The 22,590-nt window shown below is 62.9% G+C and carries 23 protein-coding genes; 7 read left to right on the top strand and 16 right to left on the bottom strand.

What is annotated here, in order from left to right; genetic code table 11:
- Positions 1–34: 34 nt before the first annotated feature.
- Together ettA and rarD are read right to left on the bottom strand one after the other, a co-directional pair.
- On the bottom strand, positions 35–1,702 hold the full coding sequence (ettA, locus tag AC4BCN_RS02020; protein ID WP_034752850.1) for an energy-dependent translational throttle protein EttA: 1,668 nt from the start codon (positions 1,700–1,702) through the stop codon (positions 35–37).
- 87 nt (positions 1,703–1,789) lie between these two features.
- Entirely contained in the window at positions 1,790–2,674 is an 885-nt protein-coding gene (gene rarD, locus AC4BCN_RS02025) for an EamA family transporter RarD (RefSeq protein ID WP_490492463.1), read from the bottom strand.
- A gap of 238 nt (positions 2,675–2,912) precedes the next feature.
- Between rarD and AC4BCN_RS02030 the strand changes: the two genes are divergently transcribed.
- On the top strand, positions 2,913–4,790 hold the full coding sequence (locus AC4BCN_RS02030) for a potassium transporter Kup (protein WP_139091334.1): 1,878 nt from the start codon (positions 2,913–2,915) through the stop codon (positions 4,788–4,790).
- Between the two features lie 169 nt (positions 4,791–4,959).
- Positions 4,960–5,421 carry an FKBP-type peptidyl-prolyl cis-trans isomerase gene (locus AC4BCN_RS02035; protein WP_456148183.1) on the top strand — a complete coding sequence of 154 codons (462 nt, stop codon included), beginning with the start codon at positions 4,960–4,962 and terminating at the stop codon, positions 5,419–5,421.
- A 66-nt stretch (positions 5,422–5,487) separates the two neighbouring features.
- Here the strand turns inward: AC4BCN_RS02035 and AC4BCN_RS02040 are convergent, their stop codons facing one another.
- Genes AC4BCN_RS02040 through AC4BCN_RS02050 form a run of 3 tightly spaced genes read right to left on the bottom strand, consistent with a single transcriptional unit; the run spans position 5,488 to position 7,580 of the window.
- Positions 5,488–6,165, bottom strand: coding sequence for a Dph6-related ATP pyrophosphatase (locus tag AC4BCN_RS02040; RefSeq protein ID WP_490492464.1), 678 nt, complete (start codon positions 6,163–6,165; stop codon positions 5,488–5,490).
- On the bottom strand, positions 6,162–6,632 hold the full coding sequence (locus AC4BCN_RS02045; RefSeq protein ID WP_490492465.1) for a GNAT family N-acetyltransferase: 471 nt from the start codon (positions 6,630–6,632) through the stop codon (positions 6,162–6,164). Before AC4BCN_RS02045 ends, AC4BCN_RS02040 begins: the two co-directional genes overlap by 4 nt.
- A 39-nt stretch (positions 6,633–6,671) precedes the next feature.
- Entirely contained in the window at positions 6,672–7,580 is a 909-nt protein-coding gene (locus tag AC4BCN_RS02050; RefSeq protein ID WP_070304446.1) for a LysR family transcriptional regulator, read from the bottom strand.
- 120 nt (positions 7,581–7,700) lie between these two features.
- Here AC4BCN_RS02050 and AC4BCN_RS02055 point away from each other — a divergent pair, with 120 nt between their 5' ends.
- A complete protein-coding gene (locus AC4BCN_RS02055; RefSeq protein ID WP_490492466.1) occupies positions 7,701–8,534 on the top strand; it encodes a type 1 glutamine amidotransferase domain-containing protein in 834 nt (277 codons plus the stop codon).
- A 62-nt stretch (positions 8,535–8,596) separates the two neighbouring features.
- Here the strand turns inward: AC4BCN_RS02055 and AC4BCN_RS02060 are convergent, their stop codons facing one another.
- Positions 8,597–9,022, bottom strand: a complete 426-nt coding sequence (locus tag AC4BCN_RS02060; RefSeq protein WP_034752862.1) for an organic hydroperoxide resistance protein — start codon at positions 9,020–9,022, stop codon at positions 8,597–8,599.
- Positions 9,023–9,307: 285 nt separating this feature from the next.
- Between AC4BCN_RS02060 and AC4BCN_RS02065 the strand changes: the two genes are divergently transcribed.
- The 3 genes from AC4BCN_RS02065 (at position 9,308) to AC4BCN_RS02075 (ending at position 12,101) form a co-directional block, all read left to right on the top strand.
- The gene (locus AC4BCN_RS02065; protein WP_128140777.1) at positions 9,308–10,573 is read left to right on the top strand and encodes a histidine kinase; all 1,266 of its coding nucleotides are present in this window, start codon (positions 9,308–9,310) and stop codon (positions 10,571–10,573) included.
- Entirely contained in the window at positions 10,560–11,342 is a 783-nt protein-coding gene (locus tag AC4BCN_RS02070) for a LytR/AlgR family response regulator transcription factor (protein WP_490492467.1), read from the top strand. Before AC4BCN_RS02065 ends, AC4BCN_RS02070 begins: the two co-directional genes overlap by 14 nt.
- A gap of 177 nt (positions 11,343–11,519) precedes the next feature.
- Complete coding sequence (locus AC4BCN_RS02075) at positions 11,520–12,101, top strand: PEP-CTERM sorting domain-containing protein (RefSeq protein WP_338680354.1); 582 nt, start codon at positions 11,520–11,522, stop codon at positions 12,099–12,101.
- Positions 12,102–12,254: 153 nt separating this feature from the next.
- Here AC4BCN_RS02075 and AC4BCN_RS02080 read toward each other — a convergent pair whose 3' ends face one another.
- The 7 genes from AC4BCN_RS02080 to AC4BCN_RS02110 form a co-directional block, all read right to left on the bottom strand.
- Positions 12,255–13,298: a histone deacetylase family protein gene (locus tag AC4BCN_RS02080; protein WP_139091340.1), complete on the bottom strand. Its 1,044-nt coding sequence runs from the start codon at positions 13,296–13,298 to the stop codon at positions 12,255–12,257.
- Between the two features lie 28 nt (positions 13,299–13,326).
- The gene (gene gshA, locus AC4BCN_RS02085) at positions 13,327–14,928 is read right to left on the bottom strand and encodes a glutamate--cysteine ligase (protein WP_456148188.1); all 1,602 of its coding nucleotides are present in this window, start codon (positions 14,926–14,928) and stop codon (positions 13,327–13,329) included.
- Positions 14,929–15,144: 216 nt separating this feature from the next.
- Positions 15,145–15,975: a peptide chain release factor N(5)-glutamine methyltransferase gene (gene prmC / locus AC4BCN_RS02090; protein WP_490492468.1), complete on the bottom strand. Its 831-nt coding sequence runs from the start codon at positions 15,973–15,975 to the stop codon at positions 15,145–15,147.
- 11 nt (positions 15,976–15,986) lie between these two features.
- Positions 15,987–16,457 (bottom strand): disulfide bond formation protein B, encoded by a 471-nt coding sequence (locus AC4BCN_RS02095; protein WP_034753580.1) that lies wholly within the window; start codon positions 16,455–16,457, stop codon positions 15,987–15,989.
- A gap of 184 nt (positions 16,458–16,641) precedes the next feature.
- Positions 16,642–17,718, bottom strand: a complete 1,077-nt coding sequence (gene prfA, locus AC4BCN_RS02100) for a peptide chain release factor 1 (protein WP_034752877.1) — start codon at positions 17,716–17,718, stop codon at positions 16,642–16,644.
- Positions 17,719–17,813: 95 nt separating this feature from the next.
- The gene (hemA, locus tag AC4BCN_RS02105) at positions 17,814–19,088 is read right to left on the bottom strand and encodes a glutamyl-tRNA reductase (RefSeq protein ID WP_034752880.1); all 1,275 of its coding nucleotides are present in this window, start codon (positions 19,086–19,088) and stop codon (positions 17,814–17,816) included.
- Between the two features lie 81 nt (positions 19,089–19,169).
- Positions 19,170–19,859: a response regulator transcription factor gene (locus AC4BCN_RS02110; protein ID WP_034752882.1), complete on the bottom strand. Its 690-nt coding sequence runs from the start codon at positions 19,857–19,859 to the stop codon at positions 19,170–19,172.
- Positions 19,860–20,027: 168 nt separating this feature from the next.
- On the opposite strand from AC4BCN_RS02110, the gene AC4BCN_RS02115 reads away from it, so the two are divergent.
- Positions 20,028–20,531 (top strand): hypothetical protein, encoded by a 504-nt coding sequence (locus AC4BCN_RS02115; protein WP_092713320.1) that lies wholly within the window; start codon positions 20,028–20,030, stop codon positions 20,529–20,531.
- A 3-nt stretch (positions 20,532–20,534) separates the two neighbouring features.
- Here the strand turns inward: AC4BCN_RS02115 and minE are convergent, their stop codons facing one another.
- The 3 genes from minE to minC are packed head-to-tail and all read right to left on the bottom strand — an operon-like array spanning position 20,535 to position 22,390.
- Positions 20,535–20,786, bottom strand: coding sequence for a cell division topological specificity factor MinE (minE, locus tag AC4BCN_RS02120; RefSeq protein ID WP_034752886.1), 252 nt, complete (start codon positions 20,784–20,786; stop codon positions 20,535–20,537).
- Position 20,787: 1 nt separating this feature from the next.
- Positions 20,788–21,603: a septum site-determining protein MinD gene (minD, locus tag AC4BCN_RS02125; protein WP_034752889.1), complete on the bottom strand. Its 816-nt coding sequence runs from the start codon at positions 21,601–21,603 to the stop codon at positions 20,788–20,790.
- Between the two features lie 37 nt (positions 21,604–21,640).
- On the bottom strand, positions 21,641–22,390 hold the full coding sequence (minC, locus tag AC4BCN_RS02130) for a septum site-determining protein MinC (RefSeq protein ID WP_086137425.1): 750 nt from the start codon (positions 22,388–22,390) through the stop codon (positions 21,641–21,643).
- Positions 22,391–22,590: the final 200 nt, after the last annotated feature.

The following is a 22,590-nucleotide window of genomic DNA, read 5'->3' on the forward strand; positions in this document are numbered from 1 at the left end:
GAGGTAACTGCCTTTTTGCATGGCCAGACCGAAATTACGTGGTCAAAGGCTTGTAGCGGATACGTTTTGGTTTCGCGCCTTCTTCACCCAGGCGTTTCTTCTTGTCGGCTTCGTACTCTTGATAGTTGCCGTCGAAGAAGGTGACTTGCGAGTTGCCTTCGAACGCCAGGATGTGCGTGGCGATACGGTCGAGGAACCAGCGGTCATGGGAAATGACCATGACGCTGCCGGCAAATTCCAGCAGGGCGTCTTCCAGCGCGCGCAAGGTTTCCACGTCCAGATCGTTCGACGGTTCATCGAGCAGCAGGACGTTGCCGCCCATTAGGAGGGTTTTCGCCAGGTGCAGACGGCCGCGTTCACCGCCGGACAGGTTGCCCACTTGCTTTTGCTGGTCCGAGCCCTTGAAGTTGAAGCGGCCCAGGTAGGCGCGCGACGGCATTTCGAAGCGGCCCACGGTCAGCATGTCGGCGCCGCCGGACACGTCTTCGAACACGGATTTGTTGTCAGCGAGACTATCGCGGTTCTGATCGACGATGGACACGCGCGCCGTCTGGCCGATGGCCACTTCGCCGCTGTCCGGCGTTTCCTTGCCGGTGATCATCTTGAACAGGGTCGATTTACCGGCGCCGTTGGGGCCGATGATGCCGACGATGGCGCCTGGCGGCACGGTGAAGCTCAGGTTATCGATCAGCAGGCGGTCGCCGAACGCTTTCGACACGTTCTTGAACTCGATGACTTCATTGCCCAGGCGCTCTGCCACGGGAATAAAGATCTCCTGCGTTTCGTTGCGCTTCTGGTATTCGTGCTCGGACAGCTCGTTGAAGCGGGCCAGACGGGCTTTCGACTTGGCCTGGCGCGCTTTCGGGTTCTGGCGCGACCATTCCAATTCCTTCTGCAGCGCTTTCTGGCGCGCCGATTCCGTCGCCTCTTCCTGCTTCAAACGGGCTTGCTTCTGATCCAGCCAGGTCGAGTAGTTACCCTTCCATGGAATGCCGTGGCCGCGGTCCAGCTCCAGGATCCACTCTGCCGCGTTGTCGAGGAAGTAGCGGTCATGGGTGATGGCCACCACGGTGCCGGGGAAGCGCAGCAGGAATTGTTCCAGCCAGTCGACCGATTCCGCATCCAGATGGTTGGTCGGCTCGTCGAGCAGCAGCATGTCGGGTTTCGACAGCAGCAGCTTGCACAGCGCCACGCGGCGCTTTTCACCGCCGGACAGCACGCCGATGGTGGCGTCCCATGGCGGCAGGCGCAGCGCGTCGGCGGCCATTTCCAGCTGCAGATTCAAATTGCCGCCGTCGGAAGTCGAGATGATCGCTTCCAGGCGTGCCTGTTCCGTGGCCAGGGCGTCGAAATCGGCGTCTTCCTCGGCATACGCGGCGTACACGGCTTCCAGCTTGGCTTGCGCTTCAAATACTTCGCCCAGGCCCGATTCGACTTCCTGGCGCACGGTTTTTGCCGGGTCCAGCTGCGGTTCCTGCGGCAGGTAGCCGATGTTCAGGCCCGGCATCGGCACGGCTTCGCCCTGGATGTCGGTGTCGATGCCTGCCATGATTTTCAGCAGGGTCGATTTACCGGAGCCGTTCAGGCCCAGCACGCCGATCTTCGCGCCTGGGAAGAAGGAGAGGGAAATATCTTTCAGAATCTGGCGCTTGGGCGGGACGATTTTGCCCACGCGATTCATGGTGTAGACGTAATTTGCCATTAGAAATCTCGGGTGATATACAAAGACGGACAGGATACGGTAAACGCCCGCTTCCGGCCAGCGCTGTGCGCTGCCGGAACGGACCGGTCAGGCGGCCACGCGCGCGCGGCGGCTGCTCCACAGGCCTTCGGCCGCATACAGGCCCAGCGCCGTCCAGATGACGAGGAAGCCCAGCATGCGCTCGGGCGTGAACGATTCATGGAAGACCCATACGCCGATCAGGAGCTGGCCCGTGGGGGCGATGTATTGCAATAGCCCCAGCACGGCCAGCGGCAGGCGGCGCGCGCCGGCGGCAAACAGCAGCAGGGGAATGGCCGTGATGGGGCCGGATGCCAGCAGCAGCGCGCGCGTGGCGGTGGAATCTGTATTGACGAAGCCGCTCTGACCATGCCAGGCCAGCCACAGCATGTAGGCCAGCGCCAGGGGGAACAGAATCAATGTTTCGAACGACAGGCCTTCCAGCGCGCCCAGCGCGGCCGTCTTGCGCAGCAAGCCATAGCCGCCGAAGGTGGCCGCCAGCAGCAGGGCGATCCAGGGCACTTGCCCCGCCTGCCAGGTGAGCCAGGCCACGCCGCAGGCGGCCAGACCGATGGCCAGCCACTGCAGGCGGTGCAGGCGTTCGTGCAGCAGCAGAAAGCCCAGCATGACATTGATCAGGGGCGTAATGAAGTAGCCGAGGCTGGCGTCGACCACGTGACCATTGTTGACGGCCCAGATATAGATGAACCAGTTGGCCGAGAGCAAAAACGCACTGGCGACGAAGCTGGCCACGACCTTGGGCTGCGCTTTCAGGCTGCCCAGCCAGCTCCACTGCCGGCGCACGGTCAGCACGATACCGAGGAACAACAGCGACCAGACCATGCGGTGCGCGAGGATCTCCTGCGGCGCGATCTCGCCGATGGCATGAAAGTACAGGGGGAACAGGCCCCAGCACAGGAAGGCGAGGGAGGCGTACAACATGCCTGGATTCATGATGGGCTTCGCAGGAGAGTAGACAGTCTGTCATTATGGCTGAAAACATCGGGGGCTGCCCGGCGCCGCTGGCGAGGCGTAGAATGGCAACAAATCAATGGCCGCAAGCCCGCGCAGCAAGGCGGAGCGGCACAAAACCACGACTTTGGGGCAGCTGCGGAACCATGCAAAAATACTCTTGCTATTTGCTAATACCTATCATATTGTGCGATGCAACAAAACAAAAACGGGTGCAATCTTGACGTCGGAACATAAAAAAAGCGGCCTGGCTGGCCTGACCTTGGCGGCCGTCGGCATCGTTTACGGCGATATCGGTACCAGTCCGCTGTACACCCTGAAGACCGTCTTCGACCCGGCCCACGGCCTGATGCTGTCGCCCGAGAACTTGCTGGGCATCGTCTCGCTGATCTTCTGGGGCCTGACCCTGATCGTCTCGCTCAAGTACGTGACCCTGGTGCTGCGCGCCGATAACCGCGGCGAGGGCGGCATCATGGCCCTGATGGCACTGGTGCTGTCGTCCGTCAGCCGTCTGTCGCGCTGGCATTTCCCGCTGATGGTGATCGGCGTCTTCGGCGCCACCCTGTTCTATGGCGACAGCGTGATCACGCCGGCCATCTCCGTGCTGTCGGCCATCGAAGGCCTGGAAGTGGCCACGCCCGCCTTCAGTCCGTATGTCGTGCCGCTGACCATCGTCGTGCTGGTGGCGCTGTACTCGGTGCAATCGCACGGCACGGCCGGCATCGGCCGCTATTTTGCCCCCATCATGGTGCTGTGGTTTGCCGCGCTGGCCGGTATGGGCGTGGTCAACATCATCAAGTCGCCAGCCATCCTGGCCGCGCTCAATCCCCTGCACGCGGCGACCTTCCTGATGAATAACGGCTTCGTTGCCTTCGTTGCCCTGGGCGCCGTGGTGCTGGCGCTGACGGGCGCCGAGGCGCTGTACGCCGACATGGGCCATTTCGGCAAGAAGCCGATCCGCCTGGCCTGGTTCCTGATCGCCTTTCCCGCGCTGGCGCTGAACTACCTGGGCCAGGGCGGCTTGCTGCTCGCGCATCCGGAAGCCGTCACGAATCCGTTTTACCAGCAGCTGGGCGCGTGGAGCGTGTACCCGCTGGTGATACTGTCGACCATGGCCACCGTGATCGCCTCGCAGGCGACCATTTCCGGCACCTTCTCGATGACCAAGCAGGCGATCGCGCTGGGCTTCTTGCCGCGCATGCGCGTGCGCCACACGTCGGAAAGCGAAATCGGGCAAATCTACATCCCCGCCGTGAACTGGCTGCAGCTGGCCGTGGTGCTGCTGGCCGTCGTCGGCTTCGGCTCGTCGGAAAACCTGGCCGCCGCCTACGGTATCGCCGTGACGGCCACCATGCTGTCGACCACGATCCTGACGTTCTTCGTCATCCGCTACCGCTGGAAGATGAATCTGGCCCTGTGCTGGGCCGCCACGGGCTTTTTCCTGATCATCGACGTCAACCTGGTGTCGGCGACTGCCCTGAAACTGTTCCATGGCGGCTGGTTCCCGCTGCTGCTGGGCTCGATTCTGTTCATCGTCATGCTGACCTGGAAGCGCGGCCGTCAGCTGGTGTTCCAGAACCTGGAAAAGCATGCGATCCCGCTCGACGATTTCCTTTCGTCGCTGTTCATCGCGCCGCCGCTGCGCGTGCCGGGCACGGCCATCTTCCTGCGCGGCGAAACGGATGGCGTGCCGCATGCGCTGCTGCATAACTTGCTCCACAACAAGGTGTTGCATGAGCGCGTCATTTTCCTTACCGTCTTCATGCATGAAGAACCGTGGGTGGCGCCATCGGAGCGCGTGCGCGTGGTGGACCTGGGCCACCAGTGCTACCAGGTCAATGTGCATTACGGCTTCAAGGATGAACCGGACATTCCGTCGGCGCTGGCCCAGTGCGCGCAGCAGGGACTGGATTTCGAGATGATGGAAACGTCGTTCTTCATCGCGCGCCAGACCATCATTTCGACGCCGGGCGCCGGCATGATGCCGTGGCGCGAGCATCTGTTCGTTACCATGTCGCGCAATGCGCGCACGGCGGCCGACTACTATCAGATCCCGAGCAACCGGGTGATCGAACTGGGCACGCAGGTGGAAATCTAGACGTGACAATGCGGCGGAATGGTTATTCTGGCAATGTTGTATTGTTGGGTAATCTTCCGCCGTGCTTACGTCTGCTTACAAATTGGCTGCGCGACTCCTGTTAAACTGCTGCTCGCACCGGTCCGCACCGTACGGGCCTCAGCCACACACCAATATTTAAAGGGAAACCATGAAATCGGTATTTCAAATGATCGCCACCCTCGCTTGTGCCGTGGCCCTGACCGCTTGCGGTGCTGCTGCCAACACCGAGAAGCCGGTCGTGCTCGACCCGAATACACAAGTGAAAGAACTGACCATTACCAATCCGGTGGTCGGCACCGGTACGGCAGCGGCAGCGGGCGATACCCTGCTGGTGACTTACACGGGCTGGCTGTATGACGCAAGCAAGCCGGACAACAAGGGCGTGCAATTCGATGCGAACCAGACTGGCGCCGGTTTGAGTTTCCCTCTCGGTATCGGCCAGGTCATCCTGGGCTGGGACCGCGGCCTGGTCGGCATGCAGGTCGGCGGCACGCGCGTGCTGGCCATTCCATATGACCTCGGTTATGGCAAGGCGGGCAGCCCGCCGAAGATTCCTGGCTATGCCGGCTTGCTGTTCGAGATCAAGCTGGTGAGCGTGAAGAAAAAGTAAGCACGCGCAGGGCAGCAAATACAAGGGCGATTCCACGGAATCGCCCTTTTTGCTTTGGCGGCCCCTTTACGCCTCGGGCGGGGCCAGTTCCTGGAAGTAATACGTGGCGCCGCCCAGCTTGGCCGGCGCGTCATATTGCAGCACTTGCGTGCGGCGCAGCGCCACCGGTGCGCTGAAGGCGGGCCCGTCGTAGACGAAGGTGTGGAATTCGCCGTTTTCACCGCAGGCGTCGACGCCGGGCGGCAGGTCGGCGAGGAAGGAAGCGTTGAACTCGCGTCCGCAAAATGCGCGCGGCAGGTGCTGGCCATTGATGCACACGACGATGGCCTTGAAGCCGGCGGCGAGAAATTCGTCGACCAGCGCGCGGCGATCCCCGCCCCACAGAGGCAGGTGGGCCGTCAGGCCGGCGACCGCGCAGACTTTTTCTTCCCAGTCGCGGTGCGGCTGCAGGTCGATGTCGCCAAACAGCGCGTGATCGATGCCCTCGGCCTTTGCCGCGCGCAGCATGGCGATGAATTGCTCTTCGTAGCTGGCCCAGCTGGCGTGATAGCGCTGCAGGCGCGCGCCCAGGCTGGCCGCCTGCGCGGCGAGCAGCTCGGGCGGCACGCCGTGCGAGCGCGACTTGCGGCCATCTTCATCCATGGCCGTGATCAGCAGAGGCACGTCCATGCCGGCGTTGCGCGCGCGCCACAGAGCCAGGCAGGAATCCTTGCCGCCGCTCCAGGAAATCAGGGCCGTCGTCATGCCGCTTGCTCCACCGCGCGCAGCATGTCGACGTGCTGTATGCCGTCTTCGTCGTACGGCGCGCTGACGGTGACAAAGCCGAACGATTGATAGAAGCGCTCCAAGTACTGCTGTGCGCCGATGCGGATGGCGTGGCCGGGATGCCGGCGTTCGGCCCGCGCGATGCCTTCCGCCAGCAGATGCTTGCCGGCGCCCGTGGTGCGCGCCTCGGGCGCCGTCAGCACGCGGCCCAGCGACATTTCCACGTACTTGGCGCCCGGCGCCAGCACGCGCAGATAGGTGGCCAGCCGGCGCTGGCCATCGACCGTTTGCCAGCCCAGCAAATGCATGGCTTGCTGGTCATGGCCGTCCAGGTCCGGGTAAATGCACTGCTGTTCGATGACGAACACGCGCTGGCGCAAGGCCAGCACCTGGTACAAATCGTGGGGGCCGAGTTCGTCGAACGTGTTCCATTGCCAGCTGATCATGGGTCATCCTTGATTGAGAGTGGCGTGATTTTACCGGCTTCACGCAGCCGGCGTGGGATAGCGCTGCGCATACCACTGCTTCAGGTGCTCGATGCAGCGCGTCACGCGGGGCGCCACCAGCTGGCGCGACGGATAGATGGCGAACAGCGCTAGGCTGGGCCGCTCGATGTCTGGAAACAGCTCGACCAGGGCGCCGCTGGCCAGTTCCTCGCGGCAGACAAAGGTGGGCAGGATGCCGATGCCCAGGCCGCGCAGGATCAGGCTGCGCATGAACAGCGTGTTGTTCGTGCGGACCCAGTTCGGCACTTCGATGTCGCTGTGCGGTCCCGCATGGCGCAGCGGCCAGCGGCTGCCGAACAGCGCGTGGCTGTAGATGAAGCAGCGCTGGCGCGTCAGGTCCGTGGCTTCCCGCAAGGGGCCGTGGCGTTCCAGGTAGGCGGGCGCGCAGCAGATGTGCAGGCGGTAGTCGTGGATATGGCGCGCCACGTAGCTCGAATCGTTGAGCGCGGTGGTGACGCGAAAGCCCAGGTCGTAGTTGGCGGCCGCCAGGTCGACATATTCATCCTTCAGGTCGACGTCCAGGCGCAGCGCGGGCCAGTCGGCCATGAAATCGGCCAGGCCCTCGGCCAGCTCGCCCACGCCCAAGGTCAGCGGCGCGTTGATGCGCAGGCGGCCCGTCACGTGCGCCGTCGAGTGGGCCACCATGTCTTCCGCTTGCGCCAGCTCGTCGAGCAGCTTGCGGCAGTGCTCGAGGTAGGCGGCGCCCGTTTCCGTCAGGGCCAGCTGGCGCGTGGTGCGCGTCATCAGGCGCCCACCCAGTTCCTGTTCCAGCTGGCCGATGCGCCGGCTCACATATGACGCCGACAGGTCCAGTTCATCGGCGGCGCGGCGAAAGCTGCCCAGCTCGGCCACGCGGCGAAACAGCTGCATCGCCTGCAATTTATCCATTTCATTCCTATTCGGCGCTTCTATTCGGTCTTATTCTGCATCAGTGCTGTGCATTATTCATCATTTTTCCCAATTTTGATTCGGAATATGCTGGTGACCTCTCTACAGAAAGGCCACACCATGAAAAAATTACTGATCAGCAGCCTGTTGCTCGCCGCCTTTTCCAACGCCCAGGCGGCCGAGGTCCTCGTCGTGCTGTCGGACGCCAATCACCTCGAGCTGCGCGCCGGCAAGGTCTTTTCGACGGGTTTTTATCTGAATGAACTGATGCAGCCCGTGAAAAAGCTGCTCGACGCGGGCCACACGGTGACGTTTGCCACGCCGCAGGGCAAGGCGCCCACCCTGGACGCCAGTTCGGATACGGTCGATTACTTTGGCGGCGACGCCACCGCGCACGCGGCGCACAAGGCGCTGCTGGACCAGCTGGCGCTGACGGTGCCGGGCCGCTCGCCCGTGATCAGCCTGAAGCGTGTGGAACAGATCGGTTATGGCCACTATGCGGCCGTGCTGGTGCCGGGTGGCCACGCGCCGATGCAGGATCTGTTGAAGGATGCCAGCCTGGGCGCCTTGCTGCGCCAGTTCCACGCGGATGGCAAGCCGACGGCGCTGCTGTGCCACGGTCCCATCGCCCTGCTGTCGGCCTTGCCGCAGGCGGGTGCGTTTGCGGCCGCGCTGGAAGCGGGCCGCACGCCTGCCAAGCCGGCGGACTGGATCTACAGCGGCTACCGCATGACGGTGATCAGCAATCAGGAAGAGCTGGCGGCGCAAGGCGCGCTGAAGGGCGGAACGATGAAGTTCTATCCGCAGTCGGGCTTGCAGGCGGCCGGCGCGCGGTATGTGCAAAACCAGGCGCCGTGGACCAGCAACGTCGTGGTCGACCGCGAACTGATCACGGGACAGAATCCCGCCTCGGCGCCGGCCCTGGCGGACAAGCTGCTGCAGGTGTTGCGTTAACGCAAAAATCCCCGGCGGCGCCAAGTGGCGCGTCCGGGGAGGTGAGAGTCATGCGGCGGGGATTAGACGATCGTCAGGGTGACGTCGATGTTGCCGCGCGTGGCGTTCGAGTACGGGCAGACGATGTGGGCGGCGGCGACCAGTGCTTCGGCGGCGGCGCGTTCCATGCCTGGCAGCGAGATTTTCAGTTCCACTTCGATGCCGAAGCCTGTTTCGATGGCGCCGATGCCGACGTTGCCTTCGATGGACAGATCCGCTGGCACGGCGATCTTGTCGCGGCCGCCGACGAATTTCATGGCGCCGATGAAGCAGGCCGAGTAGCCGGCGGCGAACAGTTGCTCCGGATTGGTACCGACGGCGCCATTGCCGCCCAGTTCTTTTGGCGTGGTCAGCTTGACGTCCAGCACATTGTCGGACGATACGGCACGGCCTTCGCGGCCTCCGGTGGCGGTGGCTTGAGCGCGGTACAGGACTTGTTTGATCGACATGATGGTTTCCTTTAGGTAGATAAATAGGTGGCTACTAAATAGTGTGCTACTTGTTTCGTGGGCTCTCGCCCCAGGATCTCCGTCTGCAGAAGCACTTGCCGGCGTCCATGTACACAATATATATCGCGCGCTATTTAATTGCAAGCGATTTTATTTTGGGGTGGCGCGGATTGATGCTTTATTTTGATGCCTTTGTCGCCACTACCTGGCTTCCATCGCATAATGGCCACCGCCGCCGGGGCCGATGGTTATGCTTGGCCCACTTCACAACCCCAAGGAAAAATCATGACTAGCCTCTTCTTTATCCTGCGCATCACCGTGGCCACGATGCTCACCTACATCATCGCCACGGCGATCCTGGTCGAGAACTTCCTGCGCTATATCTTCGGGAATACGGAAGGCTTCTTTGTCATCGTCGGCGCGCTGCTGGCCAGCGCCGTCATCACGAATGCGTTTTCGCACGTGCGGCGCGTGCGCTTGATCGCCGGCGCCGTCAATGCCGGCACGCTGTCGAGCCGCCAGCGGCGCCAGATCGAGATCCCGTTCGAAGCGGGCGAAACGTTCGACATGATCGACGCGGCCATCCGCGAATTGCCGGGTAGCGAAGTGGTCGAAAGCGCGCGCGACAGCCTGCAAGTGCAGGCTAGAGTGCGCCGTGCCGCGCCGTACACGCACACGGGCTTGCCCCGCATGCGCGTGCTCGGTTTCCTCGAGCCGCGGCCGAACCAGATCCTCGCCACCGTCACGCCGAATGGCGAGGCGGGCAGCGTGACCCTGATCTGCGAGCCGGCGCGCAACGCCTGGACCGACTGGTTCCTCGTCGACCATGGCAGCAACCTGGAAAACGCGGAAGCGGTGACGCGGGCGTTGACGCGCCGCGTGGCGCAGCGCCGGCGCGGCGAGCAGGCCGAGGCGCGTCAGACGGTGACGGAAAAGGAACTCACGGTGGCCAAGCTGAGCCTGTTGCATGCGCAGGTCGAGCCGCACTTCCTGTACAACACCCTGGCCAGCGCGCAGCTGCTCACGCGCAGCGACCCCGTGCGCGCCGACGAAATGCTGGGCAATCTGATCCTGTACCTGCGCCACTCGCTGCCGCGCACGGAGCAAGCCATGTCGACCCTGGGCACGGAGCTGGAACGGGCGCGCGCCTACCTCGATATTTTGAAAATCCGCATGGGCGGGCGTTTGAACCTGCAGATCGAAGTGCCGCAATACCTGCGCCAGGTGGAGCTGCCGCCGATGATGCTGCAAACCCTGGTGGAAAACGCCATCAAGCATGGCCTGGAGCCGAAAAGCGGTGGCGGCACCATCTGGATCATGGCGCGCAGCGGCGACGGCACGGTGATCGTCACGGTGGCCGACGACGGCAAGGGTTTCAGCGACGACGGCGCCGGCACGGGCATCGGCCTGCGCAATGTGCGCGAACGCCTGCGCCTGACCTATGGCAATGCCGCCGCGTTTGCCATCGTCGCCAATTTCCCCGATGGCGTGACAGCCACCATCACGGTGCCGGACAGCACGGCGCAAGGAGTGTCGTATGCATCAGCCTGAGATGACTTGCGTGATCGCCGAGGACGAAACCCTGCTGCGCGACGCGCTCGTGGCCCTGCTGACCGAAGAGTGGCCGCACTTGCGCATCGTCGCCGCCTGCGATGACGGCGGCACGGCGCTCGAGGCCATCGCCACGCACAAGCCCGACGTCGCCTTCCTCGACATCCGCATGCCGGGCCTGACGGGGCTGGAAGTGGCGGCCGGCGCGCTCGAAGCGAGTCCCGCCACGCAGGTGGTGTTCGTCACGGCCTACGACCAGTACGCGATCGATGCCTTCGACAAGGGCGCCGTCGATTATGTATTGAAACCGATCGCCCGCGAGCGCCTGCAAGCGACCCTGCAGCGTGTGCGGGCACGGGCCGGCAAGGCCCGGGCGGGCGACGGCGCTCTGGCCGGCCTGCTGCAGCAATTGAGCAGCGCCTTGCCAGCGGCGGCCAAGTCGCCGCCGCTGGTGTGGCTGACGGCCAGCAGCGGCAAGGATACGCGGCTGATCATGGTGGAAGACATCGCCTATTTTCAGTCCGACACCAAGTACACGGCCGTCATGACGGCGGACGGCGAAGCGCTGCTGCGCAAGCCGATCCGCGAACTGCTCGACGTGCTCGACCCGGCCATCTTCAAGCAGATCCACCGCTCCACCATCGTCAACATGAAGATGGTGGCGTCGGTGACGCGCGACGAGGTCGGGCGCGGCGCCTTGCGCCTGAAGACGCGGCCGGAAACGCTGGCCGTGAGCCAGCCGTTCATGGCGCTGTTCCGGAATATGTAGCCGCTATTGCGCCCTTTCAAAACCGTCGCACACACTTTTTTCATACTTTCTTCGCCCATAGTTATTATCATAATTATATTTAATTATGATAAAATTAACATGACGGCATGCCGTGAGACGTGATGGGTACGTCTCCTGAAGCGCTTTTTTAACGCTCTGCAAAAATATGAGGAAACCATGAAAAAGAACCTGTTGTGCGCCGCCTTACTTGTCGCCGGAATATCTACTGTCCATGCGCAGCCGACGACGTGGGATTTTACTTATCGAGGCTTTGTCGACGCGGCTACCGGCGTATTCGATTCTCGCCGGGAGTTCGGGGGCAGTTTTGTCGGGGAGGACAGTAATCAGGACGGTGTGATTGTGTTGGATGAGTTGAGCTATTTCAGCTCCGGGGGCTACCTGTTTTTCCCTGTCACGCCAGGCAGCTATGGATGCAATACTTCCTCCTACCTCCGGTGTGAAGTAAAAAATTTCAGTTATACACTGACAGGTAAACTTCAATATGAAGCCAGGACCTACGGCTATGACGAAGGTTCCATGTCCTGGTATAGCAATGACGTTATCGGCAGTCACCTCCTCCGCGGTGGAGGAGATTTTATGCGGGGCACAAGATGGGAAAATCGTTATAACTGGTCCGATCAGACGACCTTCACGATTTCCCCGGCGCCCGTTCCTGAGCCAACGGTCGCGTTGATGCTGCCCGCCGGCCTGGCACTCATGTACCTTGCGCGGGTACGCCGCCGTAAGACTTCAGCATAATCCCGCCTTGTCCGCTGCGCCGGAAAACGCACTTGGCAGTTTGGGCCGTGAGCCAGCCGTTCATGGCCTTGTTCCGGAATATGTGAGGTCGGGTAGGTCGGCTTAGCGGGGCCGCCGAGGCCCGCCAGGGCGTAAGCCGACATCACTACAGGCCTACTCCGCCGTTTCAAAGCCTTCAAGCACATTGACGACATTGATGCCGATTTCCTTCACCGCATAGCCGCCTTCGAGGATGAAGGCGGTGGGCAGGTTCAGGTGGGCCAGGCGCTCGCCCACGCGCAGGTAGTCGCCGCTTTGCAGGGCGAAGTGCGACAGCGGGTCGCCGGCGAAGGTGTCGACACCGAGCGAGACTACCAGCGCGTCGGGCGCGTACATATTGATGCGCAGGCAGGCCGTTTCCAGCGCCGCGAACCAGCTGGCCGTGGTGCTGCCGGCCGGCAGCGGCAGGTTGACGTTGTAGCCGAGCCCCGCGCCGCTGCCCGTCTCGTCGGCGTGGCCCAGATAAAACGGATATTCGCTGCGCGGGTCGGCGTGGATGGAGGCGAACAGCACGTCGTCGCGCGCATAAAAGATGCTCTGGGTGCCGTTGCCGTGGTGGTAGTCGATATCGAGGATGGCGACCTTGCGGGCGCCATCGTCGAGCAGATGTTGCGCGGCCAGGGCCGCGTTATTGAGAAAACAGTAGCCGCCAAAAAAGTCGCTGCCCGCGTGGTGTCCCGGCGGGCGCGTGAGGGCGAACGTGGCGCGCTCGCCCAGGCGCAGCGCGTGGGCCGCGTTGACGGCGCAGTCGGCGCCCGTCTTGGCCGCCGTCCACGTGCCGGCCGTCAGCGGCGTGCCGTTGTCCATCGAATACAGGCCCAGCTTGGCCGTGAAGTCGTCCGGTTCGATATCGCTGCGCAAGGTGCGCACGGGCCACACGGATGGCAGCGCATCCTTGCCCGCGTTGTCGGGGTCGAGCGCCAGCCAGTCGTGCCAGGCGTGGCGCAGGAAATGCAGGTAGCGGGGCGTGTGGATGCGCTCGAGCGACGTCAGCGGCACGCCATGCGGCGTGACGATGCGGCCCAGGTTGCGCCGTCCCAGCTCGGCCACCACCATGTCGGCTCGTTCGGGCGTCTCGAAGCAGGGCACCATGGCGCCGCGAAACATCTCGAAGCGGCCCCGGTGCTGGCCGTGCAATTCATTGTAGAAAGTCAGCATGGGGCGCCAGGCGGAAAGTCGGGCAGGATCAGGTGTGCGAGCACAGGGTGCTGGCGCGGTAGGCGGCGACGAAATCGTCGAAGCTGCCGGCCGGTGCCGCTTCCATGGCGCGCTGCTCGGCCAGCGAGCTGGCGGCCATCGCGTCGAAATACGCACTTTGCTCGGGTGTGGGCGGATGCGCGCGGAAAAACGCCGCATGGCGTTCGCTTTGCTGCAGGCCGAAGGCGGCAAACGAGCCGCCGTTGGCGCGCAGCTCGGCCAAGACCTTCGCCGATGGCGTCGCATCGGGGTTGGCCAGTTTGACGGCTTGCGCCGCCAGGCTGTCCGCATGCTGCGTGCCGCCATGGCGCGCGTCGAGCAAGGCTGCCACGGGCGCGATACGCGCCAGCAATTCCTCACCCCACGCTTGCAAGCCGATGTCCTCGCCATCGCGGCGCAGGCTCAGGCCCGGCTTGCGGCCTTCCTTGACGGTGCGCGCGAAATTGTTCGTGTAGCAGGCGCTTTGCTCGGCCGAAATGGGGCCGCTGTCGTCGAGCGCGCAGAACAGCAGGAAAGCGTCGAGGAAGCGCCCCGTTTCCAGGCTGATGCCGACCGGTTCGAACGGGTCGACGTCCATGCAGCGCACTTCGATGTATTGCACGCCGCGCAGGCACAGGGCCTGGATCGGGCGTTCGCCCGTGCGGATCACGCGTTTCGGGCGGATGGTCGAATAGTATTCATTTTCGATCTGCAGCACGTTGGTGGACAATTGAATCCACTCGCCATCTTTTTTTGTTCCCAGCGCTTCGTACGGCGGATACGGATCGTTGACGGCGTGCGTGAGCGCGTTGACGTAGTCTTCCAGGCTGTTTTCGTGCGGGCGCAGGCCCGACTGGGCGTCGTTCTGGTAGCCGAGGTCGCTCATGCGCAGACTGGTGGCGTACGGCAGGAACAGGGTGTCGTCGGACAAGGTGTCGAGCTTGTGCGCGCGGCCGCGCAGGAAACCGGCGGACAGGGCCGGCGAGGCGCCGAACAGGTACATCAGCAGCCAGCTGTAGCGGCGGAAATTGCGGATCGTTGCCAGATAGCTTTCCGACTGCACGTCTTTCGGCGTGGCTGCCGCCTGCGTGGCGCTGGCGCTGGTGTCCGGATTGCTGGCCAGCACTTGCCACAGCTGCTCGTCGAGCGAATAGTTGTAATGGATGCCGGCGATGCATTGCATGGCTTTGCCGTAACGCAAAGCCAGGCCGCGCCGGTAGACGTGCTTGAGCATGCCCATGTTCGAGGTGCCGTAGTTGGCGATTTCGATCTCCGCTTCGGGCGGCAGCTGGCATGGCATCGACTGGCTCCACAGCAACTCGTCGCCGAGGCGGCTGTAGGCGTGGCGGTGCACGGTGTCGAGCTTGTCCAGCGTGACGCCGATGTCGGCTTCGGCCGGGGTGATGAATTCGAGCAGCGCTTCGGCGTAGTCGGTGGTAATTTCAGGGTGCGTCAGCGCCGAGCCCAGAGCGGCGGGATGGGGCGTGGAAGCCAGATGGCCGGCGTGGTCGACGCGCAGGGTTTCACGTTCGATGCCGCGCAAGCCGCCCAGCAGCGCGCGGTTGGCATCTTCGGTCAGCAATGCCAGGCGGCGAGTCAACAGGTTGGGCAATTTGAGCTTCCTTTCTTGTGCAGCATATAAATAATTTGTGCTGAGATTAACCGAATTTTGGCAAATGCGTCGGCGCCGGCCCAAAAAACGCCGCGTCGCCAGCGTCCGTCCCGGGCAACGGGGACGGCGCTTCGGTCAGGAATTCGCTTGATAGTTTAACAAACTGCGGGGGGATCTGGCGCGCTGCCGGGTCAAGCTTTGCGCAGGTGGCGGCCGTCAGCCCAGGCGGGCGCCGCTGACCCGTTCGATGCCGGCCAGGTCGCGCCAGCTTTGCACTTTGTTGTAGCCGGCGTCGGCCAGCAAGCCGCGCACGGAAGCCGCCTGGTCGTAGCCGTGCTCCATCAGCAGCCAGGCGCCCGTCGCCAGGTGGCGCGCGGCGCCGGAGACGATGGTGCGCAAGGCTGACAAGCCGTCCGCGTGGTCGGTCAGCGCGCCCGTCGGCTCGAAGCGCAGATCGCCTTCGGCCAGGTGGCGGTCGCCGCTGGCGATGTAGGGGGGATTGGAGACGATCAGGTCAAACTTTTCCGTGCCCAGCGCTTCGAACCAGTCGCTGGCCATGAAGGTGATGTTGACGCCGTTGGCGCTGGCGTTGCGGCGCGCCACGGCCAGCGCCGCGCTGCTCACGTCCAGGGCCGTGACGACGGCGTCGGGCCGCGTGTGCGCGAGCGCGACGGCGATGGCGCCGCTGCCCGTGCCCATATCGAGCACCCGTCCGCCCGGTGGCAGGCGCTCGAGCGCCAGTTCCACCAGCACTTCCGTGTCGGGGCGGGGGATCAGCACGGCGTCGTTCACTTCGAACGGCAGGCCGAAAAATTCGCGCTGGCCGACGATGTAGGCGATCGGCTCGCCCTGCAGGCGGCGCGCCAGCAAGCTGGACAGCCGTTCCGTTTCGTTGGGAGTGAGTACGCGCTCCGATTGCGTGATCAGGCTCACGCGCGACAGGCCCAGTGCGTGGCCCAGCAAAATGCGGTTGTCGAGCGGATCGAGCAGCGGACGGATTTGCAGGGCGCCGACAGTGCTGCCGGCGGGAATCAAGGTTTCTGGCATGGTGCTTTCAATTATTTCTGACGGCGCAGCAAGGTCCACAGCATGGCGATGGCGAAGATGGCGAACCAGGCGAAGGCCCATTGCGGGATCGACAGGCCGAAAAACGGCTCGCCGGCGCTTTCGCAGGCGCCGTACGATTCAAACATGAAGGGCATGAGTTCGGCCGTGAAGACCTTGTTCAGCGCCGTTTCCACCGGATCGATGCCGCACGAGAAGCCGGGGTTGGCCAGCACGTACAAATGCTTGGCGCCCACGCCCAGGCCGCCAAGGGCCGCCAGCAAGCCGACGCTGGCGCCGATTTTTGGCCGGTTGGCCACCGCGCCAGCCAGGCAGGCGATGCCGATGGCGAGGAACAAGTAGCGCTGGATCACGCACAGCGGGCACGGCGCCATGTTCATGGCATGCTGCAAATACATGGCCACGCCCAGCATCAGGAAACACAGGGCGGCGGTCAACAGGAGGACGGTGCGTGAATTTTTCATGGGCGACACGGTGAGGTGGATGGAATCGAGCTGGTCATTTTCGCACAAGGGCCGATTTTTATTGCTTAGCCGCTACTTAAAGCTGTCGGCTTACGCGCTGAGCGCTAAGCCGACCTGCAAATCGCGGCGCAGGTTTACTTAGGTCGGCTTAGCGCAGCGTAAGCCGACGCAACGGCGCCAGCGTTTAATCGCCCAGGGCAGCCAACAGTTCCGCTTGATGTTCCGCCGCCAGCGCATTCGTCAACTCCGTCAAATCCCCATCCATGATGAAGTCGAGCTTATATAACGTCAGATTGATGCGGTGGTCCGTCAGCCGGCCTTGCGGGAAATTATATGTGCGGATGCGCTCGCTGCGGTCGCCCGAGCCAATCAGGCTCTTGCGCGTGGCCGCTTCCTTCGATTGCTGTTCGCGCAGCTGCACGTCCTTGATGCGCGCGGCCAGCACTTTCATCGCTTGCGCCTTGTTCTTGTGCTGGCTGCGGTCATCCTGGCATTCGACCACGATGCCGGTCGGCAAGTGGGTGATGCGCACGGCCGAATCCGTCTTGTTGATGTGCTGTCCGCCCGCGCCCGAGGCGCGGTAGGTATCGATGCGCAGATCGGCCGGGTTGATGTTGACGTCTTCGACTTCATCGGCTTCCGGCATCACGGCCACCGTGCAGGCGGACGTGTGGATGCGCCCTTGCGTTTCCGTGGCCGGCACGCGCTGCACGCGGTGGCCGCCCGATTCGAATTTCAGTTTCGAATACGCGCCATTGCCCACCACGCGCACGATCACTTCGCGGTAGCCGCCCAGGTCGGAGTCGGACGAGGACACGAGTTCCACCTGCCAGCGGTTGCGCTCGGCAAAGCGCGTGTACATGCGTAATAAATCGCCGGCGAACAGGGCCGATTCGTCGCCGCCCGTGCCGGCGCGAATTTCCAGGAAGATATTGCGCTCGTCATTGACGTCCTTCGGCAGCAGCATGGTCTGCAGTTCGCGCTCGAGCCGCGCCATGGTGGTTTTCGCCGCCTCGATTTCTTCCTGGGCGAATTCCTTCATGTCCGGATCGCCGAGCATCTCTTGCGCCGTCGTAATATCGTTGCCGGCTTCCTGGTAGGAACGGTACAGGGCCACCAGCGGGCCCAGTTCGGCGTGCTCGCGCGTCATCTTGCGGTAGCTGTCCATGTTCGACGTGGCGTCCGGATGCATCAGCAGTTCGTCGAGTTCGACCAGGCGGTTCGCCAGTTGATCGAGTTTGGCCAGCATGGATGGTTTCATAGCGATTCGCGGTAAAGAGTGTAGGGATGGTGCGGGTTCTGCAACTACGGCAGGCGGGCAGGGGTGGCCGCGCGCGGGCGGCCGGCGGGGCTGCGCTAACGGCGGGGGCGGAACAGTTTTGGCAGCAGGGTGACCAGCTGCTTGCGCTCGTCGCCTTGCGCGTGGTGCAGCGCCTGCTGCGGGCCGTGCAGGAACTTGGCCGTCAAGCCTTTCGACAGCGCTTCGAGGACGGCGTCGATGTCGGCGCCCTTGGCCAGCATCTTGCGCGCCCGTTCCACTTCCATCAGGCGCAACGATTCGCTGTTTTCATGCAAATGCTGGATGACGGGCACCATGGCGCGGTCGTCGACCCAGCTCATGAACGATTGCACGCGCGTCTCGATGATGGCTTCGGCTTGCGCCACGGCCGCTTGCCGGCTTTCCAGGCCCGTCTGCACGACCTTGCCCAGGTCGTCGACCGTGTACAGGAAAACGTCGTTCAAACGGCCCACTTCCGCTTCGATATCGCGCGGCACGGCCAGGTCGACCATGAACATGGGCTTGTGGCGGCGTGCCTTGATGGCGCGCTCGACCAGGCCCAGGCCCAGCAGCGGCAACGATGACGCCGTGCACGAGATGACGATGTCGAACTGGTGCAGCTGCTCCGGCAAATCGGCCAGGCGGATGGCCTTGCCGTTGAAGCGGTGCGCCAGCTCCTCGCCCCGTTCCATGGTGCGGTTGGCAATGGTGATGCTTTTCGGATTTTGCGCCGCAAAGTGCGTGGCGCACAATTCGATCATTTCGCCGGCACCGATGAACAGCACGTTCTGCTCGGCGATCTTGTCGAAGATGCGCTGCGACAGGCGCACGGCGGCGGCCGCCATGGACACGCTGTGGGCGCCGATTTCCGTGCTGCTGCGCACTTCCTTGGCCACGGAAAAGCTGCGCTGGAACAACTGGTGCAGATACGTGCCCAGGCCGCCCGCCTCGTCGGCCGTGCGGATCGCATCCTTGATCTGCCCCAGAATCTGCGTTTCGCCCAGCACCATCGAATCGAGCCCGGAGGCGACGCGGAAGGTGTGGCGCACGGCATCGTGCTGCGGCAGCATATACAAGTGGGGGCGCAGCTCGCTGTAATTGAGCTGGTGGTAGTCGGCCAGGAAATGCGCGCCCGCGTCGAGCGGATTGGGCACGTGGCTGGCCGCATACAGCTCGGTGCGGTTGCACGTCGACAGGATGGCCGCTTCGTCGTTGTCGCGCAAGTCGATGCGCTGGAACCAGGTGCGCGCCGCCATCACCGCCGAACCCAAGTGCTCAGGCGCAAACGCCAGCTGTTCGCGAAGCGACACTGGGGCGGTGGTATGGTTGAGGCCGACGGCGAGCAGTTGCATTTCAGGGCTGTTGGGGTGACTTATGCCGACATTATAGCGCTTTGTGCCCGCGCTTTGAGCAGGTCAGCCGTTTGCCGCCGTTCAGCCGCCCAGTTTTTCGAGGCGATAACCGTAGCTGTAGACGGGCACGAGCCTGTAGCCGTGTTCCGGTTTCAGCTGCAGCTTGTTGCGCACGCGCGAGACGTGGGTATCCATGGTGCGCGAGGGCAGGGCCGTGTCGCGCTGCCACACGGCTTCGTGGATGTAGGCGCGCGACAGGGGACGGCCAAGGTTGCGGAAAAACAGCAGCGCCAGGGCAAATTCCTTGTGCGTCACGTCGAGCACTTCGCCATCGCGCAGCAGGCGGCCGGGGCGGGTTTCAAACGTGTATGACCCGAACTGCAAGTATTCGGCGCCATTCTGGGCCGGGTAGGCCACGCGCAACAGCGCCTGGGTGCGCAAGGTCAGTTCGCTGCGCCGCAGGGGCTTGATCATGTAGTCGTCGGCGCCGGCCGTCATGCCCGCCACCACGTCGTCTTCGCCGGAACTGTTGGTCATAAACAACACGGGCGCCTTCGGCGCCAGTTTTTCGCGGGCACGGCGCAAGACTTCCGCACCGTCCAGATCGCTCACATGCCAGTCGAGGATGAGCATGTCGCAACTGTCCTTGCGCAGTTGCCCCAGCATTTCCTTACCACTCTGAAACTCGTGGCAAGCGTGGCCGGCGGCGGTGAGCACCTGGCAGATCAGCTCTGCCTGGCTATGGTCGCTATCGAGTACGGCAATTCGCATAATTGGCTGGAGTGTGTAGCAACAAACAGACGGTCTGCTCTGCTTATCGTAATGTTAAGGAATGCTCAAGTGAAATATAACAGAGATTGCAACTGTGTCCAGTGAAATCGGAGGGCAGAGCCTTTACGTTACACTTGTTCATCTACCCCCTACTGTGGAGAAGCGGCCATGTCAGACAAGAGCACTACGGATTGGACACTGATACCGGCCAGTCGTGCGGAAATCGAGCAAGTGCGCGAGCGTTGCCGGCGCCTGGTGCAGCGGCGCGCCATGATGTCGGCGGGCGCCTCGGCCATTCCCATTCCCGGCGTCGACCTGATGTCCGACGTAGGCCTGTTTTCCATGCTGATCAACGATATCAACCACGAATTCGGACTCACGCCCGAACAGATCGAGCGTCTGAACCCGCAGTTCAAGATGATGGCCTACCGCGCGGCGGTGGGCATGGGCGGCATGCTGGTGGGAAAGCTGGTGTCGCGCGAACTGATCCTCCACCTGCTCAAGCGCAGTGGTGTCAAGATAGCCACCAAGCAGGTGGCGCGCTTCGTGCCGTTCGCCGGCCAGGCGGTGGCGGCAGCCATCGGCTACGCCGTGTTCCGCCAGATCGGCAACCAGCACGTGAACGCCTGCGCCGCGGTGGCGCAGGAATTGCTCACGGTGCGGCCGGATTAACTATTACGCGTCCGGCAGCACCACGTTGACGTCGAGCACTTCCAGGTTACCCTGGCGGTCCAGCGAAATCTTGATGTCGTCGGCGTTGACCTTGGTGTACTTGGAAATGACGGCGATCAATTCCTTGTGCAGGGCGGGCAGGAAGTCGGGACCATCGCGTCCGCTGCGTTCGCGGGCGATGATGATCTGCAGGCGTTCCTTGGCCGCGGTGGCCGTCTTCGGCTTGGGGGGGAAGAGGAAAGAAAGCAAGGCCATATCACTTCGCCCCAAAAATGCGCTGGAGTAATCCAGGCTTTTCATAGTTGGTAAAGCGCAACTCGACTTCTTCGCCGAGGAAACGCGAGACCACGTCTTCATAGGCTTGCGCCACGTCCGTACCCGTGAAATGGATGGCCGGGTTGCCCTGGTTCGAGGCGGCCAGCACTTGTTCCGATTCCGGAATGATGCCCACCAGCGGAATGCGCAGGATTTCCTGCACGTCCTGGTAGGACAGCATTTCATCCGATTCCACGCGTTTCGGCGAGTAGCGGGTGATCAGCAAATGTTCCTTGACCGGCTCGCCGCCCGTCTGCGCGCGGCGCGACTTGGCTTGCAGGATGCCGAGGATGCGGTCCGAATCGCGCACCGACGACACTTCCGGATTGGTGACGATGATGGCTTCGTCGGCGAACGTCAGCGCCATCAGCGCGCCATGCTCGATGCCGGCCGGCGAATCGCAGATGATGAACTCGAAACCCATGTTGATCAGGTCGTTCAACACGCGTTCCACGCCTTCTTCCGACAAAGCATCCTTGTCGCGCGTTTGCGACGCGGGCAGGATGAACAGGTTGTCGCAGTGCTTGTCCTTGATCAAGGCCTGGTTCAGGGTGGCCTCTTTATTGATCACATTGATCAGGTCGTAGACGACGCGGCGCTCGCAACCCATGATCAGGTCGAGGTTACGCAGGCCCACGTCGAAGTCGAGCACGGCTGTCTTGTGGCCGCGCATGGCCAGGCCAGTGGAAAAACTGGCGCTAGAGGTCGTCTTGCCGACACCGCCCTTGCCGGACGTCACAACAATAATTCTTGCCACAAATAATCCTTTTCAGATATCTCTTGAATTGTGCAGCTTAAGAGCGGTTCACGGGAGTGACCGGATTGACAGAGTGTATATCGATTCTGTCTCCAGCCAAACGAATTTGCGCGGGTCCGCGCGCCATTTCCGCAGGGAAACCATCCTCGAACGTGCGGTACACGCCGGCGATCGAGACCAGTTCCGGTTCCATCGCCAGCGCGAAGATGCGCGCCTGGGGATTGCCCGAGGCGCCGGCCAGCGCGCGGCCGTACAGCGAGGAATATACGTGGATGCTGCCGTCGGCGATGATTTCGGCGCCATTGTTGACGACAGCGGTGATGATCAGGTCGCAGCCGCGTGCATAAATGCGCTGGCCGGCCCGCACGGGTGTGTCGATCACCATCACCTGGGCGTCTGCGCCCGACTGTGCCGCCGCCGTGGGCGTATCCTTGGGGCCATCCTTGGGCGGCGCATCGTCGCGCGTCTTGCCGCTGTCGAGGCTCAAGCCTTGCGCCAGGATGGCATCATGCATGTCGGCCGGCGCATTGCGCACGGCCACGGCATTCAAACGGTATTTTTTCAGCAGGGCCACGAGGGCGGCCCAGTCGATGGGCACGCTGCCGGGCGGCAAGGCGGCCACGTCCAGCACGGCCAGGTCGTCCTCGAAAAAGTCGGCCACGCCTCCCGTCATGTCGCGCAAGGCGGCATCGAGGGCCTGCGTATCGGCGCTATGCATGATGGCGGAGACAGCAACGACGGTGGAAATCTTGATTTCGATAGGCTTCTGCGACGGGCTTTTGGACATAAACATTTATCAAAGTGAAACTGCGGCAGGCCAGATGTTCCGTACGGCAACAATGGGAGCAGTAAATTTCTTGCATTCTACTGCAAAAAAATCGGCGTCAGGGGCCTGGCGCATGCTATTCCGCAGGGCAACACCTACTTCATGTCAAAAAAAACGGACGGCGCCCCGGAAAACCGGTGCGCCGCCCTGAAAGCAGCCCT

Source organism: Janthinobacterium sp. Bl 1 (assembly GCF_058215535.1).

What these genes read in the sequence shown, in the direction of transcription:
- prmC (WP_490492468.1), bottom strand. Translation starts at nt 15,975, where the DNA reads ATGCCAGAAACCTTGATTCCCGCCGGCAGCACTGTCGGCGCCCTGCAA.
- AC4BCN_RS02065 (WP_128140777.1), top strand. Translation starts at nt 9,308, where the DNA reads ATGACTAGCCTCTTCTTTATCCTGCGCATCACCGTGGCCACGATGCTC.
- AC4BCN_RS02035 (WP_456148183.1), top strand. Translation starts at nt 4,960, where the DNA reads ATGAAATCGGTATTTCAAATGATCGCCACCCTCGCTTGTGCCGTGGCC.
- AC4BCN_RS02075 (WP_338680354.1), top strand. Translation starts at nt 11,520, where the DNA reads ATGAAAAAGAACCTGTTGTGCGCCGCCTTACTTGTCGCCGGAATATCT.
- minE (WP_034752886.1), bottom strand. Translation starts at nt 20,786, where the DNA reads ATGGCCTTGCTTTCTTTCCTCTTCCCCCCCAAGCCGAAGACGGCCACC.
- ettA (WP_034752850.1), bottom strand. Translation starts at nt 1,702, where the DNA reads ATGGCAAATTACGTCTACACCATGAATCGCGTGGGCAAAATCGTCCCG.
- AC4BCN_RS02110 (WP_034752882.1), bottom strand. Translation starts at nt 19,859, where the DNA reads ATGCGAATTGCCGTACTCGATAGCGACCATAGCCAGGCAGAGCTGATC.
- AC4BCN_RS02045 (WP_490492465.1), bottom strand. Translation starts at nt 6,632, where the DNA reads ATGATCAGCTGGCAATGGAACACGTTCGACGAACTCGGCCCCCACGAT.
- AC4BCN_RS02080 (WP_139091340.1), bottom strand. Translation starts at nt 13,298, where the DNA reads ATGCTGACTTTCTACAATGAATTGCACGGCCAGCACCGGGGCCGCTTC.
- rarD (WP_490492463.1), bottom strand. Translation starts at nt 2,674, where the DNA reads ATGAATCCAGGCATGTTGTACGCCTCCCTCGCCTTCCTGTGCTGGGGC.
- minC (WP_086137425.1), bottom strand. Translation starts at nt 22,390, where the DNA reads ATGTCCAAAAGCCCGTCGCAGAAGCCTATCGAAATCAAGATTTCCACC.
- AC4BCN_RS02060 (WP_034752862.1), bottom strand. Translation starts at nt 9,022, where the DNA reads ATGTCGATCAAACAAGTCCTGTACCGCGCTCAAGCCACCGCCACCGGA.
- AC4BCN_RS02055 (WP_490492466.1), top strand. Translation starts at nt 7,701, where the DNA reads ATGAAAAAATTACTGATCAGCAGCCTGTTGCTCGCCGCCTTTTCCAAC.
- AC4BCN_RS02095 (WP_034753580.1), bottom strand. Translation starts at nt 16,457, where the DNA reads ATGAAAAATTCACGCACCGTCCTCCTGTTGACCGCCGCCCTGTGTTTC.
- AC4BCN_RS02040 (WP_490492464.1), bottom strand. Translation starts at nt 6,165, where the DNA reads ATGACGACGGCCCTGATTTCCTGGAGCGGCGGCAAGGATTCCTGCCTG.
- hemA (WP_034752880.1), bottom strand. Translation starts at nt 19,088, where the DNA reads ATGCAACTGCTCGCCGTCGGCCTCAACCATACCACCGCCCCAGTGTCG.
- prfA (WP_034752877.1), bottom strand. Translation starts at nt 17,718, where the DNA reads ATGAAACCATCCATGCTGGCCAAACTCGATCAACTGGCGAACCGCCTG.
- AC4BCN_RS02070 (WP_490492467.1), top strand. Translation starts at nt 10,560, where the DNA reads ATGCATCAGCCTGAGATGACTTGCGTGATCGCCGAGGACGAAACCCTG.
- AC4BCN_RS02115 (WP_092713320.1), top strand. Translation starts at nt 20,028, where the DNA reads ATGTCAGACAAGAGCACTACGGATTGGACACTGATACCGGCCAGTCGT.
- AC4BCN_RS02050 (WP_070304446.1), bottom strand. Translation starts at nt 7,580, where the DNA reads ATGGATAAATTGCAGGCGATGCAGCTGTTTCGCCGCGTGGCCGAGCTG.